The 15,799-nt window shown below is 76.5% G+C and carries 14 protein-coding genes; 5 read left to right on the top strand and 9 right to left on the bottom strand.

The features are described from left to right. Positions 1-375: 375 nt before the first annotated feature. The gene (locus D7I43_RS02675) at positions 376-1,146 is read right to left on the bottom strand and encodes a DUF5995 family protein (protein WP_120326759.1); all 771 of its coding nucleotides are present in this window, start codon (positions 1,144-1,146) and stop codon (positions 376-378) included. 116 nt (positions 1,147-1,262) lie between these two features. Continuing rightward, a complete protein-coding gene (locus D7I43_RS02670) occupies positions 1,263-4,163 on the bottom strand; it encodes a helix-turn-helix transcriptional regulator (RefSeq protein ID WP_120326758.1) in 2,901 nt (966 codons plus the stop codon). 193 nt (positions 4,164-4,356) lie between these two features. Between D7I43_RS02670 and D7I43_RS02665 the strand changes: the two genes are divergently transcribed. Beyond that, complete coding sequence (locus D7I43_RS02665; protein ID WP_192902046.1) at positions 4,357-6,588, top strand: adenylate/guanylate cyclase domain-containing protein; 2,232 nt, start codon at positions 4,357-4,359, stop codon at positions 6,586-6,588. A 43-nt stretch (positions 6,589-6,631) separates the two neighbouring features. Here the strand turns inward: D7I43_RS02665 and D7I43_RS02660 are convergent, their stop codons facing one another. The 6 genes from D7I43_RS02660 to D7I43_RS02635 form a co-directional block, all read right to left on the bottom strand. Next, positions 6,632-7,216, bottom strand: coding sequence for a dienelactone hydrolase family protein (locus tag D7I43_RS02660; protein ID WP_120326757.1), 585 nt, complete (start codon positions 7,214-7,216; stop codon positions 6,632-6,634). 147 nt (positions 7,217-7,363) lie between these two features. Further along, on the bottom strand, positions 7,364-8,473 hold the full coding sequence (locus tag D7I43_RS02655) for a nucleotide disphospho-sugar-binding domain-containing protein (protein ID WP_120326756.1): 1,110 nt from the start codon (positions 8,471-8,473) through the stop codon (positions 7,364-7,366). Between the two features lie 51 nt (positions 8,474-8,524). Next, positions 8,525-8,941 (bottom strand): hydroxyphenylacetyl-CoA thioesterase PaaI, encoded by a 417-nt coding sequence (gene paaI, locus D7I43_RS02650; protein ID WP_120327063.1) that lies wholly within the window; start codon positions 8,939-8,941, stop codon positions 8,525-8,527. A 31-nt stretch (positions 8,942-8,972) separates the two neighbouring features. Continuing rightward, positions 8,973-10,280, bottom strand: coding sequence for a phenylacetate--CoA ligase PaaK (gene paaK / locus D7I43_RS02645; protein ID WP_120326755.1), 1,308 nt, complete (start codon positions 10,278-10,280; stop codon positions 8,973-8,975). Between the two features lie 119 nt (positions 10,281-10,399). Continuing rightward, a complete protein-coding gene (locus D7I43_RS02640; RefSeq protein WP_120326754.1) occupies positions 10,400-10,849 on the bottom strand; it encodes a DUF6766 family protein in 450 nt (149 codons plus the stop codon). Between the two features lie 150 nt (positions 10,850-10,999). Continuing rightward, the gene (locus D7I43_RS02635) at positions 11,000-11,449 is read right to left on the bottom strand and encodes a MarR family winged helix-turn-helix transcriptional regulator (protein ID WP_120326753.1); all 450 of its coding nucleotides are present in this window, start codon (positions 11,447-11,449) and stop codon (positions 11,000-11,002) included. Positions 11,450-11,582: 133 nt separating this feature from the next. Here D7I43_RS02635 and D7I43_RS02630 point away from each other — a divergent pair, with 133 nt between their 5' ends. From D7I43_RS02630 to crcB, 4 genes are all read left to right on the top strand, one after another. After that, on the top strand, positions 11,583-12,803 hold the full coding sequence (locus D7I43_RS02630) for an MFS transporter (RefSeq protein ID WP_240032775.1): 1,221 nt from the start codon (positions 11,583-11,585) through the stop codon (positions 12,801-12,803). A 100-nt stretch (positions 12,804-12,903) separates the two neighbouring features. Beyond that, the gene (locus tag D7I43_RS02625; protein ID WP_120326752.1) at positions 12,904-13,662 is read left to right on the top strand and encodes a class I SAM-dependent methyltransferase; all 759 of its coding nucleotides are present in this window, start codon (positions 12,904-12,906) and stop codon (positions 13,660-13,662) included. 151 nt (positions 13,663-13,813) lie between these two features. After that, positions 13,814-14,287: a fluoride efflux transporter FluC gene (locus D7I43_RS02620; protein ID WP_120326751.1), complete on the top strand. Its 474-nt coding sequence runs from the start codon at positions 13,814-13,816 to the stop codon at positions 14,285-14,287. Next, entirely contained in the window at positions 14,284-14,646 is a 363-nt protein-coding gene (gene crcB / locus D7I43_RS02615; RefSeq protein ID WP_120326750.1) for a fluoride efflux transporter CrcB, read from the top strand. Before D7I43_RS02620 ends, crcB begins: the two co-directional genes overlap by 4 nt. A 47-nt stretch (positions 14,647-14,693) precedes the next feature. Here the strand turns inward: crcB and D7I43_RS02610 are convergent, their stop codons facing one another. Next, complete coding sequence (locus tag D7I43_RS02610; protein ID WP_120326749.1) at positions 14,694-15,776, bottom strand: HoxN/HupN/NixA family nickel/cobalt transporter; 1,083 nt, start codon at positions 15,774-15,776, stop codon at positions 14,694-14,696. Between the last annotated feature and the right edge of the window lie 23 nt (positions 15,777-15,799).

Below are 15,799 nucleotides of genomic sequence, written 5' to 3'. Positions count from 1 at the left end.
GCCGCCGGGTGGGGAGCGTCATGGCCCGCGCGTACCCGGTGCGGGCCGCCCGACACCCGCCGGCGGCGCGGGCCTCCCTCCGGTGCCGAGGACCGGCAACGGCAGGGGCGCCGCCCCCCCGTCCGGGGAGCACTGCCCGCTCCCCCGGGGGCACGTGCGCGGCGAGGCGGCGTCCCCCCGGCCACCACCCCGCCGCCGTACCCCCGTGCCCCGTCAGCCGCCGCCGCGCCGTACCCCCGGACGCGCCGCGCCGTGCCGTACCCCCGGACGCGCCGCGCCGCCGGTTCCCCCCGAACCGGCGGCGCTTCCCCCCGCGTCGGTGACACGTCCCCGCGTTCCGCCCCCCGGACGGAACGCGGGGACCCCCCGTCCCGGCTACTGCAGGAACGCCCCGAGGGGCGACAGCAGCAGCCGGCCGAGCGCCGCCGCCGTGGAGTCCAGCCGGCTGCGCTCGCGCTCGTGGGCGGTCGGATCGTGCCGGCACCGCCAGATCTTCTGCGCGTTACGCCAGGCGACGTCGCGCGTGTACTCGACCAGCTCCCCCTGGTACCAGTCGTCGATCTCGCCGTTGAGCATGTCGATGAGCAGCTGCCAGCGCTCCAGGTAGCCCCGGCGAAGCCCCGGGATCTTCTCGGCGAAGATGTTGTTGATCTCGAGGTAGTCGCGGTGCTGGTCGCTGCCGTCGACCGGTTCGGATTCGAGGTGGTCGAACGTGGTGACCAGGGCGAACGGCAGGTCGAAGTTGATGTGCGCGTTCACCCCGGCGGCCGCCGACGGCAGCGGCCGCGCGTCCGGGCCGCGCATCCGCTCGAAGAGGCAGGACCACGCCTTCGGGGTGCCGGGGCTGGAGTCGGTCCACAGGCGGAGGGCGTCGAAGTAGCGGGCCGCGAACTCGACGTCCAGCCGGGACAGGAAGACGGGGTCGACGAAGCGGTCGTCGTACAGGCCGTCGAGGACCGTGGTGGTGATGGTCAGGTAGAGCTTGTTGAAGTCGGCCAGCGGGCAGCTGTCCAGCAGCGGAGGGAGCCGGACCAGCAGGTCCTGCAGCTTCGTGAGGTGGTCGACCACGGCCGGCACGTCAGCGGGGTGATCGGCGAGCAGGTCGACGATGTCCCGGTGCACGGGGCCCCAGACCGGTTCGGTCATCTCTCCTCCACAGTGGTCCCCGGCACGACGTGCCGGCGGCGACAGGGCACAGCCTTGCAGCCGCCGCTGTCCGCCGGATCAGTAGAACGACGTATACGTCGCGTACGCCGGGCGGGTCAGCCGCGCCGGTTCCGCAGGTAGATGGCGCTGGCCTGGACGCGGGTGCGCACCTGGAGCTTGTCGAAGATGTGCGACACGTGCACCCCGATGGTCCGCTCGCTGATGAACAGCCGCTGGCCGATCTCCCGGTTGGTCAGCCCCTCGGCCACGGCGGCGAGCACCTCGCGTTCCCGCGCCGTGAGCGCCGCCAGCTCGTCGGCGCCGGCGACCTCCGCCGCGGCGTCCCGCCCACGCGCGGGCTCCCGCTCCTCCAGCGACACGCGCGCCCGGGTGGCCAGCGTCCGGATCTCCGAGGTCAATGGCACGGCCCCGAGCCCCTGCGCCGTCCGGTACGCCTCGCGCAGCAGCTTGCCGGCGGTCGCCACCCGGCTGCGCCGGGCCAGCAGCGCCTCGGCCTGCCGCAGCCGCGAGTACGCCGCGGGGTAGGGGTGGTTGCGCCGGTCCCACTCGGCCACCGACCGGGCCCACAGGTCCGGGTCGTTGCCGTCGAGCCGGCCCACCTCGGCGTCGCAGAGCGCCAGGAACCCGTCGACGACGTCGCGTACCGGGCGGGCGGCCTTCTCGCTCTTGCGGGCCACCCGTTCGGCCACGTCCCGCAGCCGCCGCACCGCCGTCTCGTCGACCGCGACGGTGCGGCTGGCGTGCGCCTCCGCCTCGGCGCGCAGACCGTGCCAGACCAGCGCGGCGAGGATCCCCACGTCGTCGGAGCGGCTCTCGGTCAGGCCGCGCTGCACGGCCTGCCGCGCCAGGTCGTGCCGCCCCTGCCACATCGCGAGGCCGGCGCGCAGCGTCAGCAGCGGGATGACGTGGCGGGCGCCGCCACCGGCGAGCACGGTGGCCACCGCGTCGAGGTCGCGGTCGGCCGCCTCGATGTCGCCGTAGCCGACGGAGAGCCGGCAGCGGGCCAGCAGCAGTTCGACGGCGTCGGCGCCGGACGGGCGGTGCCGCAGCGCGGCCGCCACGACCTTCTCCGCCTCCGCCCACTGGCCCACCCGGAACAGCCCGTTGGTCGCGATGGCCAGCAGCCGCGTCTCGTACGTGCGGCCGAGCCCCAGCTCGGCGACCCGCTCGGCGCCCCGGCGGGCCACCACGACGCCCTCTTCGAGGATGTTCAGCGGGCCCGTCAGCAGCTCGGCCAGGTGCAGGTACGCGCAGGCCACGTCCTCCGGCCGGCCGGCCCGCTCGGCGATGTCCAGCGCGCGGCGCACCACCGCCAGGCCGGCGTCCGGATCCTCCAGGTACGCCTCGCTGAAGCCCAGCGCGGCGCTCGCGAGCACCACCTCCGAGGTGGAGCCGTCCACCGCGGCGGCCAGCTCCAGCGCCTCCCGGGCGCGGCGACCCGCGTCGGCGTACCGGCCGAGGTGCAGCAGCAGCTCGGCCAGGTGCGCGGCGGCGGTCGCCCGCTCCCGCGGGGTGCAGTCGTCGGCCTCCAGGGCGCGCCGGTACTCCGTCTCCGCGAGCGCGGACCGGCCGGCGGCCGCGAGGTAGCGCGCCCGGCGGATGTGCAGGGCGCACGCCGACATGCCACCCGCGCGGGCCAGTTCCTCCAGCAGGGTGAGCGCCCGGGCGTGCTCGCCACAGTGGTGGGCCGCCTCGGCGGCGCGACCGAGCAGGTCGGCCCGGTCCACGGCGCGCGCGCCGACGGCCGGGCTGTCGGCCAGCTGCAGCGCCGCCGACCAGTGCCGGTGCGCCTCGGCGTAGCCGTGCAGCCGCTCGGCCTCCTGCGCGGCGGCCACCGCGGCCGGCAGCGCCCGGACCGGCTCGCCGGCCAGTCGCCAGTGGTGGGCCAGCCGGGCCTGGTGCAGCTCGGCCTCCGCCGAGGTCAACGCCTCGGCGTAGCGGCGGTGCAGCGCCGCGCGCTCGGCCGGCAGCAGCTCGTTCTCCAGCACCTCGGCCACGAGGCGGTGGCGCAGCCGGTAGCCGTCGTCCGCCCCGACCAGGAGCCGGTGCGCGACGCCCGCCCGGACGGCCTCGATGAGCTCGGTCTCCGGCAGCCCCACCACCCGGGCCAGCAGCCAGTGCTCCACCGGCTCGACGCCGGCGGCGACGGCGTGGACCACGGCGTGCGCGGGCTGGGGCAGGGCGTCCACCCGGGCCAGGAAGATCTCCCGCAGCGTGTCGGAGAGGCCGTCGCGGCCGTCGCGCAGGTCGCGGGCCAGCTCCTCGATGACGAACGGGTTGCCGCCGCTGCGCTGCCAGATCTGCTCGGCCGCCTCCGGCGTCAGCGGCCGGCCGACCACCTCGGCGGCGAGCTGCTCGGTGGCCGCCCGGTCCAGCGGGGCCAGGTCGAGCACGCGTACGGACCGCAGCCGGCGCAGCTCGGTGAGCACCCGGCGCAGCGGGTGCGCGTTCTGCAACGACTCGGCCCGGACGGCGGCCAGCACCGAGAGCTGGAGGTCGCCGAGGCCCGCGAGCAGGTACAGCAGCAGCTGCCGGGTGCTGCGGTCGACCCACTGGAGGTCGTCGAGGACCAGCACCAGCGGACGACCCTCGGCGATGAGGTGCAGGCCGCGGGAGACCCGCTCCAGCAGCGCGCCCGCGCCGTCCGGCCCGGCGGTCTCCTCGGCGAACATGCGCAGCAGCGCGCGCACGGCCGACGACGTGCGGGTGTGCGAGGTGGACAGTTCCGCGTCGAAGCGGCGCAGCGCCTGCAGCAGGGGATGCAACGGGGAGGCGTCGCCGATGTCCAGGCAGGTGCCGGTGAGGACCACGGCGCCGGCGTCGCGCAGGTGCGTGCCCACCTCGCGCAGCAGCCGGGTCTTGCCCACCCCGCTCTCGCCGGTGAGGAAGACCGCGGCGGTGTGCCCCTGCGCGACGTCGTCGAGCAGGGCCGACCGGACCGACTTCAGCAGGTCGGCCCGGCCGACGAGCGGTGCCGTGTCCACATCGCTGGCCATGGCACGCAGCCTAGTCACAGGCCCCCGCACCGTTCTACGTCCGTTTCCCCCATGTGGTACTCCTCGCGTCGACATTGCGACCGAAGGTTGCGCGCGGCCGACATACGTCGTCCTACGGATCCCCGGTCGGCGCGGGAGTGCGAGTCTCCGAGGGTCATCAGCCGCCAACCGGGGGAAGGGCAGGTGCGAGGCCATGTCCACGTTCGTCGCTGCCGCGCCGCGGGTCCCGTCGCCACGCTGGCCCGTGCCCGAGGAGAGGCGCACGGTCACCGTGCTGTTCGCCGACATCGTCGGGTCGACGGCGCTGGTGGACCGGCTGGACCCGGAGGACGTACGCGCCGTGCAGCGGGCGTACTTCGACACCGTGGCGGGAGTGCTGCGCCGCTGGCACGGCGTGGTGGAGAAGTACATCGGCGACGCGGTGATGGCACTCTTCGGCGCCCGCGAGTCCGACGGGTTCGACGCGTACCGCGCGGTCCGGGCGGGGCTGGAGATCCAGCGGGAGCTGGACCGGCGGCCGCTGCCGGGAGGGGCCACCCTGCGGGTCCGGGTCGGCGTGGCCACCGGCGAGGCCGTGGTCGACCTGGGCGCGGCGCGCGACGGCGGGCACGGCGCCGCGAGCGGCGCGGTCATCACGACCGCGGCACGCCTCCAGGAGTACGCCCCGCCGGGCGCGGTCGTCTGCTGCGCGGCCACCCACCGGGCCACCGCGGGGACGGTGACCTACCGGCGGCTCACCCCGGTCACGGTGGCGGGCCGGGTGCCCCCCGTGGGCGTCTGGCACGCGGTCGGGCCGGCCGGGCCGGCGGCCGTACGCCACGACGCCCCGCTCGTGGGGCGCCGGCGCGAGCTGGCCGGCGCCCGGGACCGGATCCTGCGCGCCGTGCGCGACCGCAGCCCGCGGTGGGTGTCGGTGGTGGGCCCTGCCGGGAGCGGCCGCAGCCGGCTGCTGCACGACCTGGTCCGGTCGCTCGACGCCGTCGACGGGACGCCGGTCCGCTGGTGCGTGGCGTCCTGCCCGCCGTACCCGGACGAGCCGCTGGCCCCGGTCGCGCAGCTGCTGCGCGCGCTCGCCGGCTCCGGCGCGCCGGGCGCCGGGTGGGCCGGCACCCTGGCCGGGCTGCTCCCGCCGGCCCGGCTGGCGACCGCCCTGCCGGCGCTGGAACGGCTGCTCGACGTGCCCGACGGCCAGGCCACGGCGGGCGCCGCCTGGTGCCAGGAGCTGCTGCTGCGGGTGGCGGCCCGCGGTCCCGTGGTGGTGGCGGTCGACGACCTGGACCGGGCCGCGCCCGCGGTCGACCGGTTCCTGCACTCGCTGTTCGTCGCGGCGGCCGCGCGGGGGCTGCCGCTGGCCGTGGTGACGCTGCACCGGCCCGACCGGGCGGACGTGCTGCCCGTGGCCGCACAGCGGCACCACCGGGTGCCGCTGCGCCCGCTCACCCCCGTGCAGACCGGCCGGCTGCTGCGCCACCTGCTGATCCGCGCCGAGCAGCCGCTGCGCCTGGTCACCCGCCTGCTCCCGCTGGTCGGGGGCCACCCCGGCCACGCCGCCGCGTACGTGCGGGCGCTCGCCGACGGCGACGACCGGACGCTGCCACCACTGCCGGAGGCCCTGCGCCGCGCGGTCGGGGCCGAGCTGGACCGGCTCGACGGTCCACACCGGGCGGTGCTGATGGCCGCCGCCGTCCTGCCTCCCGGGTTCACCGCGGACGAGGTCGCGCGGGTGCTCGACTGGCCGGCCGAGCGGTTGCCGCCGGCGCTGGCCGCCCTGGTCGCCGCCGGTCTCCTGGTCCCTGATCCCGCGGGTGGGCACGCGCTGGCGTCGCCCGCGCTGCGCCGGGTCGCCGCCGACCGGCTGCCCCGCCGGTTCCGGGCCACGTTCGGTCAGCGGGCCGTCGACGTGGTGCTGTCCCACCGCCTCCGCCGCCTCGACCCGGTCGGCGGCCCGGCGGCGGCGCCCGCCCGGCCCGCCCGCCGGCACGTGCCGCCCGTCCACCCGGTCGCGGCCGTCCCCGCGCCGGCGGCCGTGGTTCCCGGACCGAGGGACGCGCCGCCCGGGGCATCCGCCGTACGCCAGGCGGCGCCGCCACCGCGGGTCCGGTCCCTCGACGCGATGCCGTTCAACGGCCGCTACCCGGCGGCCGGCAGCGGGACGCCCGGGATCGACCGGTCCGCGCCGGGCCGCTGGCACGGCGCCGGACCGGCTCCGGAGCCGCCCGGCCCGATCGCAGCCGGGCGCGGCACTCACCCGCCGGCGCGGGGCACGGGACGCGACCCGGCGTCGAGCGGCGCGGCCCGGGACGCGCCGGCCGGGGACGCCGTGCGGGCGCCGACCGGCGCCGCGCAGCCGCCCGTACGGCCCACCGTTGCGCTCGACCCGTCGGACCCCGGACCGGCAGTGGAACCGGCGGCGGCCGCCGCCTGACCGGCACCCGACGACAGCGGGGTCGCCGGTCGGGGCGCCGGCGTCAACGGCCGGCGAGGAAGGCGAGGACGCGGGCCCAGGTCGCCACGGACGCGACCGGGTCGTGGTCGGCCACGTCCGGGTCGGTGAACAGGTGTCCGGCGCCCGGGTAGCGGTGCACCTCCAGCGCGGCCCCCGCCCCGGTCATCGCCCGCCGCCACTCGTCGACCTCCTCCGGCGGCTCGTACGGGTCCGGCTCGGCGAGGTGCAGCTGCACCGGCAGCCCGGGCCGGACGGTCGCCGGGTCGCCACCGGTGCCGTGCAGGAGCAGCAGCCCCGCCGCGTCCGGGCGGTCGGCGAGCACGGCGCCGGCCACCCCGGCGCCCATGGAGAAGCCGCCCAGCACCGTCTCCGGCGGCAGCGACGCCACGGCGGCCCGGGCCCGGTCGAGCACCGCGTCCTCGCCGACCTTCCCCAGCAGGGCGAAGCCCTCCTCGACGGTCCCGGCGGCGGGCACGCCGTAGAGGTCGGGGACGGTGACCTCGTGGCCGGCGGCGCGGAGCCGGTCGGCGGCGGCCAGGGTCGCCGGACGCAACCCGTACACGGAGTGGAAGAGCACGACGTGTCCCATCCGGACATCCTGCCGCATTCCGGCCGTCGCGCCGGGGACGCCGGGCCGCGGGACGGGCGCGGACGCCCGTGCGGCCCGGCCGCCAGGTCCACGGTCGTCGGTCCCAGGTCGCCAGGTCGCGGTCGCCAGGTCGCGGGTCGTCGCGCCCCGGCGCGTCCTCGGCGGTCAGCGCAGCGCTTCGAGCCGGCCGACCAGCGTGGCGGGGTCGGGCATCGCGGCGATCTCGTCGCCGACCTCCCGCGCCGCCCGGCGCAGCGCCGGGTCGTCGACCAGCCGGGTGAGCGCCTCCGCGGTGATCTCCTTCGGGGCGAGCGCGAGACCGGCTCCCCGGCGCGCCACCAGGTCCGCGTTGTGCCGCCGGTCGCCGGGGCCGGGGGTGGCCAGCTGCGGCACCCCGGCGGCGAGGGCGTGGTAGACGCTGCCGGCGCCGCCGTGGTGCACCAGGGCCGCGCTGGCCGGCAGCGCGGCGGGCAGCGGGATCCAACCGACCGTCCGGACGTTTGGCGGCAGTGCCCTGCCGGCCAACCGGCGGTCGGGGCGCACCAGCACGAACTCGGCGTCGACGCGGGCGGCCGCGGCCACCACGGCGCCCATCGGCCCGCCGCCGCCCGGCCCGGTGAGCGTGCTGCGGCTCACGAGCACGCGGGGTCGCTCGCCCGGCTCGCGCAGCCAGTCCGGCAGCTCGCCGCCGCCGAGGTAGGCGCCGTAGCGCATCGGCCAGCCGTCCTGGGCGAGCACGCTGGGCGGGGCGACGGCGATGGCGGCGGCCGGCGGCGGCAGCGCGGCGACACCGTGGCGGCGCAGCGCGCCGGTGAGCCGGGCGGTGGTCGCGCGGACCAGCTCCCGGCCGTCGAAGAGGGCGTTCTCCTGGCGTACGGCCGGCACGCCGAGGCGGGCCGCGGCCACCGCGCCGGCCACCGCGAACGGCTCGTGCAGCACCAGGTCGGGCCGCCACGTCGTGGCCAGCGCGACCACCGGATCGGTGAGCCGGTCGTTGAGCGCGCCGAAGAGCAGGCCCGCGCCCCGGGTGCCGGCCGTCCCGGCCAGCTCGGCCCGCGCGACGAGCGGGTGGCGGAGCAGGACGCCACGGGCGATCCGCCCGAAGTCGAAGCCCGGCGCGACGTCGCGCACCGGGAGGCCGGAGCCGGCCACCGCCATCCCCTCGCCGCCGGTGACGACCAGCACCTCGTGCCCGGCGTCGCGCAGCGCCAGCGCGAGCGGCACCAGGAGGAAGACGTGACCGACCAGCGGCGCGGAGACCACCAGGACGCGCATGCGGCGATCCTATGCGGACGGTCGGTGACGGACGGTCCCGCGCGGGGCGGATCAGCGGCCGGCGGTCGCGTCGGCCGGGGTGCCGTCGGCGCGGGACCGGTCGGCGAGCGTACGGCTGCGGCCCCGGAACTCGGCGACCACCGCGCCGTCGTCGCGGGTGACCGTGACGTCGTAGATGCCGCTGCGGCCGTACCGGGTGCGCTCGGTGGCCCGCGCGGTCAGGACGTCACCGGCGCGTACCGGCCGGACGAAGCTGATCTCGCCCCCGGCCGCGACGGTCACCGGCCCCCAGCTGTTGCACGCCAGCGCGAACGCGGTGTCGGCCAGCAGGAACACGAAGCCGCCGTGCGCGATGGCGTGGCCGTTGAGCATGGCCTCGGTCACCGGCATCCGCGCCACGGCGGCGCCGTCGGCGGCCTCGACGAGTTCGATGCCGAGCCCGCGCGAGGCCACGTCGGCGTCGAACATGTCGTGCGCGGCGTTGCGCTCGTTCCCCACGTCAGCCCGCCCGCCGCTGGTCGACGATGCGCCGCATCTTGCCCATCGAGCGCTCCACCCCGTCCGGGGCGATCACCTCGACCCCCACGCTCACCCCGATGGTGTTCTTCACGAGGCCCACCAGCGCGGCGCCGGCCCGCTCGGCGGCGTCCACGGCCACGCCGGCCCGCCGTTCGACCCGCACCGTGAGGGTGTCCATCCGCCCCTGCCGGTCGAGCACGCACTGGAAGTGCGGGGAGAGTTCGGGCGTACGCAGGATCAGCTCCTCGATCTGGGTCGGGAACACGTTCACCCCGCGCACGATCATCATGTCGTCGGTCCGCCCGGTGATCTTCTCGATGCGGCGCATCGGGCGGGCGGTGCCCGGCAGCAGGCGGGTCAGGTCGCGGGTGCGGTAGCGCACGACCGGCATCGCCTCCTTGGTGAGCGAGGTGAGGACCAACTCACCGCGCTCGCCGTCGGGCAGCACCTCGCCGGTGACCGGGTCGATGATCTCCGGGTAGAAGTGGTCCTCCCACAGGTGCAGACCGTCCTTGGTCTCCACGCACTCGGTGGCGACGCCGGGGCCCATCACCTCGGAGAGCCCGTAGATGTCCAGGGCGTGCATGTCGAGCCGCTGCTCCATCTCCCGGCGCATGTCCTCGGTCCACGGCTCGGCGCCGAAGATGCCGATCTGCAACGAGGTCGTCCGCGGGTCGACGCCCTGCCGCTGCATCTCGTCGATGATGGCGAGCATGTAGCTGGGGGTGACCATGATGATCTCGGGTTCGAAGTCGCGGATCAGCATCACCTGCCGCTCGGTCATGCCGCCCGAGACGGGGATGACCGTGCAGCCCAGCTCCTCGGCGCCGTAGTGCGCGCCGAGGCCGCCGGTGAACAGGCCGTAGCCGTATGCGACGTGCACCCGGTCGCCCGGCCGGCCGCCGGAGGCGCGGATCGACCGCGCCATCAGCCGGGCCCACGTGGTCAGGTCGTCGCGGGTGTAGCCGACGACGGTGGGCCGGCCGGTGGTGCCGGAGGAGGCGTGCACCCGGGCGATCCGCTCGCGGGGCACCGCGAACATGCCGAACGGGTAGTTCTCCCGCAGCTCCGCCTTGCCGGTGAACGGGAACCGGGCCAGGTCGCCGAGGTCCCGGCAGTCGTCGGGATGCACGCCGGCGGCCTCGAACGCCCGCCGGTAGTGCGGCACGTTGTCGTACGCGTGCCGCAGCGACCAGCGCAGCCGCTCGAGCTGCAGCGCGCGCAGCTCGTCCACGCTGGCCCGCTCGATCGGCTCCAGGTCCTCGGGTCGAGGGGTCCGGTCCTGCATCGGCTGCCTCCTGTCCACCCGCCGTCACGGCCGGGTCCGTGCTCGCTGACCCGGTACCGTACGCCCGCGCCGGGACGCCCGTGCCGGGGGGCGGACGGCCGTTTTCGCCGGCGGACCGGTCAGGCGGCCGGTTGCGGTGCCCCGTCCGGGTTCTCCGGGTCCATCCCCCGCTCGCGCAGCAGCGCGTCGAGCTTCGCCTCGATCCGCTCGTCGGACTCCCGGGACTGGGAGGAGCCCCAGTAGTAGAAGAGGGCGAGGCCGGCCGCCTGCCAGACGAGCTGGAGGAACTCCGACTGCCAGTTCTCCAGGGTCGACGCGAAGAACTGCGGCAGGAACTCGGTCCAGGCGAAGGACTGCCCGTGCTGGCTCGCCTCGTTGCTCTCCACGGCCATCTGGAACACGAACTGGCCGATCCAGGAGACGAGGAACAGGGCGCCCGTGACGAGCGCGAACGCGTACGCCTTGGGCCAGCGCGGCTTGCGGAAGGGCGGCCCGGAGCGGCGGCCGGAGCCCTCCCGTCCCGATGTGTGGCCGGACGCCCGGCCGGTCGACGTGGTGGTCTGCGCCATCACGAACCCCCTCTTCGACGATCCTGGCCGGGCATGTGCCCCGGGCCGGCGACGGCGAAACGGCGGGTCGGCGTGGCGCGGGCGCGGTGGTCAGCCCGGGGGTCGGCGTGGCGCGGGCGCGGTGGTCAGCCAGGGGGGTCGGCGCGGCGGTCAGCCGGGGGTCGGCAGCCGGTGCAGCGCGTCGACGAGGGGAGCGAGTTCCGGGGTCGCCTCGGCCTCGGCCAGCGCGTCGGCGAGCACCCGGTCGTGGGTGGGCCGGGCGCGGGCGAGCAGGTCGCACCCGGCCGGGGTCAGCTCGGTGTAGATGCCGCGCCGGTCGTCGGCGCACAGGACCCGGGTGAGCAGCCCCCGCTCCTCCAGCCGGGTGACGAGGCGGGTGGTGGCGCTGCCCGAGAGCGCCGCGGCCCGGGCGAGCTGGCGCATGCGCATGTGCCAGCCGTGCTGCCGGGAGAGCGCGTCGAGCACCGTGTACTCGACCACGGAGAGGTCGTGCTCGGCCTGCAACGCCCGCTCCAGGGCCGTCTCGATGAGCCCGTGCAGGGCGGCGAGCGTACGCCAGCCCTGCGCGCGGATCTCCACGGCGTCGTCGGCGATGCCCATGCCGCCACCTCCCGTGATGCGGATCGCTCGCCAGGCTAGCACGCTTGCGCAGGTATGAAGCGCGTGCAACTATCTCGTTGTCCACGCGTGTAGTTGCACACGCCTGCAATCTTGTTCCTCGACGGGATGGACCATGTCCGTACGTTCCCAGTCCCTGCCCGGTGGCCTGCTCGCGCTGGCCATCGGCGCCTTCGGCATCGGGCTCACCGAGTTCGTGATCATGGGCCTGCTGCCCGAGGTCGCCGCCGACTTCGCCGTCAGCGAGCCGGTCGCCGGCTGGCTGATCTCCGGCTACGCCCTGAGCGTCGCCGTCGGCGGGGTGGCCCTGACCGCCGCCGTCACCCGCCTGCCCCGCAAGCAGGTGCTGCTCGGCCTCATGGTGCTCTTCATCGTCGGCAACCTGCTCTCCGCCGTCGCCGGCGACTACCCGACGATGATGGTCGGCCGCGTCGTCGCCGCGCTCTGCCACGGCGCCTTCTTCGGCATCGGCGCGGTGGTCGCCGCCGGGCTGGTCGCCCCCGCACGCCGGGCGGGCGCCATCGCGCTGATGTTCGCCGGGCTGACCATCGCCAACGTGCTCGGGGTGCCGTTCGGCACGCTGCTGGGCCAGCACCTCGGCTGGCGCTCGACGTTCTGGGCGATCACCGGCATCGGGGTGGTCGCGCTGATCGGCCTGGCCGCGCTCGTACCGGCCCGCGCGAGCGCCGACGCTCCGGCCGGCGGGCTCCGCGGCGAGCTGCGCGCCTTCACCCACCCGCAGGTCTGGCTCTCGCTGGTGATCACCGTCCTCGGCTTCGGCGGCATGTTCGGCGCCTTCACCTACATCGCGTTCACCCTCACCGAGGTGAGCGGGTTCGCCTCGGGCGCCGTGCCGTGGCTGCTGGTGCTCTTCGGCGTGGGCCTGTTCGCCGGCAACCTGCTGGGCGGCCGGGCGGCCGACGTCTCGCTGTCGCGGACCCTCGTCGTCGTCCTGGCCGCGCTCACCGTGGTGCTGGCCGGGTTCGCCCTGACCGCCGGCAGCCGGCCGCTCACGATCGCGGCCCTGGTGCTGATGGGCGGCTTCGGTTTCGCCACCGTGCCACCGCTGCAGATGCGGATCATGCGGTACGCGAACGAGGCGCCCACCCTCGCCTCGGGCGCCAACATCGCCGCCTTCAACGTCGGCAACGCGCTCGGCGCGTGGGTCGGCGGCCTCACCATCGCGGCGGGCCTCGGCTACACCTCCCCGATCTGGGCGGGCGCCGGTCTCACCCTGGCCGGTCTCGGCGTCCTGCTCGTCGCGCTGCGCCTGGACCGGCGCCGGTCATCGCGTCCGGCGACCGAGGCGTCCCGGGAGCCGGCGACGGTGGCCTGAGCCCGCCCGACCCGCACCCGGACCGCCGCCCGAGGCTTGTTGCAAATAACTGGCAACAAGGTCTGGACGGCGGTCCGCCTGGTAACTAGCCTCATGGGGCATGAGCCCTTACATCACCGACGCGTCCGCCTGGCAGGAGAGCTGGGACCGGCAGCAGGAGGCGTACCTGCCGGACCGGGAGCACCGGTTCGCCGCCATGCTCGACGCGGTCGACGCGACCACCGACGGCGCACCCCCGCGCCTGCTCGACCTCGCCGGCGGCACCGGCACCATCTCGCTGCGCACCCTGGCCCGCTTCCCGGGCGCCGACGTGACCCTGCTCGACCTCGACCCGGCCCTGCTCGCCATCGCCGAGGCGTCCCTCGCCGGTCGCGCCACCGTCGTCACCGCCGACCTCGGCCGTCCCGACTGGGTCGCCGGGCTCCCCCACCGCGAGTACGACGCCGTCCTCACCGCCACCGCCCTGCACTGGCTGCCGGCCGACCGGCTCGCCCGCCTCTACGCCGAGATCCGTGACGTGCTGCGCCCGGGCGGCATCCTCGTCAACGCCGACCACATGCCCGACGACGCCCTGCCGGGGCTGACCAAGCGGCTCGCGGCCCGCGCCGAGGCCCGCCGCACGGCCCGGTACGCCGCCGGCGCGGCCCTGTCCTGGTCGCAGTGGTGGGAGCGGGCCGCCGCCGACCCGGCCCTCGCCCCGCTGGTCGAGCGCCGGCACGCCATCTACCCGAGCGGGCACAGCCCGGAGTGGACCCCGCCGGCGTCCTGGCACCTGACCGCCCTCACCGACGCCGGATACACCGAGGTCGGCACGCTCTGGCGCGGCGGCGCCGACGCCGCGGTCGTCGCCGTCCGCTGACCGGCCCGGCCGGCCGCGGGCCTATCCTGACCCCGCGACCCCGCACCGCCGTGCGGACGGTGGTCCCGGGCCGGGGCGCGGGCGACCGGCCGCGACGGCACGGGGCGGACCGCGCCGCGGGCCGGTCGCGGCGGAGACCGGGAGGGTACGGGTGGCGGACGGAGCGGGCCGGCGGGTCGACCCCGACGTCGACCTGCGGGTGCCGCGTGACCGCCGGGAGGTCGCCGCGCACCCGGCCGCCGTGCTCGGCGCGATCGCCGCGGGCGGGGTGCTCGGCGCGCTGGCGCGCGCCGGCCTCCAGGCCGCCTTCCCGCACGGCCCGGCCACCTTCGCCTGGGCGACGTTCGGCGTCAACGTGAGCGGGTGCCTGCTCATCGGCGTGCTCATGGCGGTGCTGCGGGCGGCCGGCGGCGGTCCGCCACTGGCCCGTCCGTTCCTCGGTGTCGGCGTGCTCGGCGGCTTCACCACGTTCTCGACGTACGCCGTCGACGTGCACGCGGCACTCGTCGCCGGCGCCCCCGCGACCGCGCTGGCCTACCTGGCGGCGACCGTCGTGGGGGCGTTGTTCGCCGTCTGGGCCGGCGACACGCTCACCGGACGGCTGCTGTCCCGGGGTGCCCGGTGACCGTGCTCCTCGTCGCGCTGGGCGCGGCCGTCGGCGCGCCGCTGCGCTACCTCACCGACCGGGCGGTGCAGGCCCGGTTCGGCTCGGCCTTCCCCTGGGGCACGCTGACCGTCAACGTGGCCGGCTCGCTGCTGCTCGGCGCGCTGGCCGGGCTCCCGACCGGCCCGGCCGTCGGCGCGCTGCTCGGCACCGGGTTCTGTGGCGCGCTCACCACCTGGTCCACGCTGAGCTACGAGACGCTGCAACTGGCCCGGGCCGGCGGCCGGCTGCCCGCTCTCGTGAACGTGCTGGGCAGCGTCGCCGCCGGCCTGGCCGCGGCCACCGTCGGCTACACGCTCACCCGGACCCTCGCCGGCTGAGCGGTGAGCGGGGCCCATCCGTTGGGCTCGGCCCCTCGCCGACACCCTCAGTCGGCGGCGCCCCCGCCGTAGCGACGGTCGTAGCCGCGCAGCTTCCACAGCGCCACCGCGCCGACCCACGAGACCACGAAGAGCCCCACCACCACGTAGCCGAGCTGCTCGAAGTGGTCGGCGACACCGGCGTACCCGGCGAGCACCCGCACGTCCAGGTGCTCGACCAGCAGCCCGGCGCCGTAGACGGTGGCCACCACGCCGCCGACGAGCACGGTCATGCCGGTCGTGGCCAGGTTGTAGTAGAGCCGCCGGGCCGGGTGCCGGTACGCCCACGAGTACGCCCGGCTCATCAGCAGGCTGTCGGCGGTGTCCATGGCGGACATGCCGGCCGCGAACAGCAGCGGCAGCGTGAGCAGCGCCAGCACCGGCAGGCCCCCGCCGGCGGCGGTGCTGGCCGACAGGGCGAGCAGCGTGACCTCGCTGGCGGTCTCCAGGCCGAGGCCGAAGAGGAACCCGACCGGCGCCATGTGCCACGAGGAGCGCACCAGCGAGCGGGCCCGGGAACCGAGCACCCGCTGCACGAGGCCGCGGTTGAGCAGCTGGAGGTCGAGTTCCCGCTCGTCCAGCTCGCCGTGGCGCAGCCGCCGCCACAACCGGGCCAGCCCGGCGAGGACCGCCGCGTTGAGCAGCGCCACCAGCGCCAGGAACGCGGTCGCCGTGACGATCGCGACGGTCGCGCCGACCTCCCGGACGCCGGCCAGCCGGGGCCCGGTCAGGTTGGCCGAGGCGAGCCCGACCACGAGGGCCAGCAGCAGCACCACGGCGCTGTGCCCGAGCGCGAAGAAGAAGCCGACCCCGACGGGCCGCCGGCCGCGCAGCAGCATGATCCGGGTGGTGTCGTCGATCGCCGCGATGTGGTCGGCGTCGAAGGCGTGCCGCACCCCGAGCACGTACGCGAGCGTGCCCGCGCCGGCCAGCCCGCCGGCGGCCACGGGCTGGTTGTTCCAGTACAGGTAGAGGCTCCAGCCGGCGACGTGCAGCACGGCGACGGCGAGCACGATGCCGCCGAGGCGTACCCGCTCGGCGCGGCTCCACCGGCCGACCGGCGGCGCGGTGGTGAGGGTCGTCGAACTCATCGGACTCCTTCGGGGTGGTGGGG

It is taken from the genome of Micromonospora globbae (genome assembly GCF_003610785.1).
In the GTDB taxonomy this organism is placed as follows: domain Bacteria; phylum Actinomycetota; class Actinomycetes; order Mycobacteriales; family Micromonosporaceae; genus Micromonospora; species Micromonospora globbae.
The sequence above is the reverse complement of the archived record's forward strand: the minus strand, read 5'-3'. Positions and strand labels throughout refer to the sequence as shown.

Bases quoted from the DNA above. Each gene is read 5' to 3' on its own strand.
- D7I43_RS02665 (WP_192902046.1), top strand. From the start codon at position 4,357: ATGTCCACGTTCGTCGCTGCCGCGCCGCGGGTCCCGTCGCCACGCTGG.
- D7I43_RS02640 (WP_120326754.1), bottom strand. From the start codon at position 10,849: ATGGCGCAGACCACCACGTCGACCGGCCGGGCGTCCGGCCACACATCG.
- paaK (WP_120326755.1), bottom strand. From the start codon at position 10,280: ATGCAGGACCGGACCCCTCGACCCGAGGACCTGGAGCCGATCGAGCGG.
- D7I43_RS02660 (WP_120326757.1), bottom strand. From the start codon at position 7,216: ATGCGGCAGGATGTCCGGATGGGACACGTCGTGCTCTTCCACTCCGTG.
- D7I43_RS02670 (WP_120326758.1), bottom strand. From the start codon at position 4,163: ATGGCCAGCGATGTGGACACGGCACCGCTCGTCGGCCGGGCCGACCTG.
- paaI (WP_120327063.1), bottom strand. From the start codon at position 8,941: ATGTTCGACGCCGACGTGGCCTCGCGCGGGCTCGGCATCGAACTCGTC.
- D7I43_RS02675 (WP_120326759.1), bottom strand. From the start codon at position 1,146: ATGACCGAACCGGTCTGGGGCCCCGTGCACCGGGACATCGTCGACCTG.
- D7I43_RS02635 (WP_120326753.1), bottom strand. From the start codon at position 11,449: ATGGGCATCGCCGACGACGCCGTGGAGATCCGCGCGCAGGGCTGGCGT.
- D7I43_RS02625 (WP_120326752.1), top strand. From the start codon at position 12,904: ATGAGCCCTTACATCACCGACGCGTCCGCCTGGCAGGAGAGCTGGGAC.
- D7I43_RS02610 (WP_120326749.1), bottom strand. From the start codon at position 15,776: ATGAGTTCGACGACCCTCACCACCGCGCCGCCGGTCGGCCGGTGGAGC.
- D7I43_RS02655 (WP_120326756.1), bottom strand. From the start codon at position 8,473: ATGCGCGTCCTGGTGGTCTCCGCGCCGCTGGTCGGTCACGTCTTCCTC.
- D7I43_RS02630 (WP_240032775.1), top strand. From the start codon at position 11,583: ATGTCCGTACGTTCCCAGTCCCTGCCCGGTGGCCTGCTCGCGCTGGCC.